1 protein-coding gene is annotated in these 501 nt (G+C 38.1%); it reads right to left on the minus strand.

Going from position 1 to position 501, the window contains the following annotated elements:
* Positions 1-82: 82 nt before the first annotated feature.
* Positions 83-501 (minus strand): hypothetical protein (locus tag JUI58_RS18950; protein ID WP_204105374.1); only part of this gene is annotated, 419 nt, incomplete at its 5' end.

Below are 501 nucleotides of genomic sequence, written 5' to 3' on the forward strand. Positions count from 1 at the left end.
GAGAGGCGATCGCACTTTCTCCTATTTTCCTAAAATAACATATTATTAAGATGGGCGCACTATCCTCGAAACGCGATCGCCATCAAGAGAGAGGATTGGAAAAGAAAACTAACTTTCCCAAAACCGTTAATATTCCCGTCACCAAAATTCCTACAATACCAAAAAATCCAATTGTGATACTATTGAGACGAGCATTAGTTGCCTCAATTTGTTTCTCTAGAGAAGATTTGGTACCATCGATCTGTTTCCCTAAAGAAGATCGCGTATCATCGATACGTTTATTCGTATCATCGAGTCGTTTTTCTAAGGAAAATCGCGTATCCTCAATTCGCTTTTCGACATGACCAATTCTCTCATCAATTCGTTTAATTTCTCCGTTGACTTGAGTAAAACCTACCTCAATAATTTTCTCTAAGCGATCCATTCTTTTTTCAGCTTTTAGATCCATTGCGAGGATTAATTGTCTCAATTCTTCAATCTCTGTTTCCGCTTTACTCGCCA

Origin of the sequence: Spirulina sp. CCY15215, assembly GCF_016888125.1 — a bacterium.
Lineage (GTDB): Bacteria > Cyanobacteriota > Cyanobacteriia > Cyanobacteriales > Spirulinaceae > CCY15215.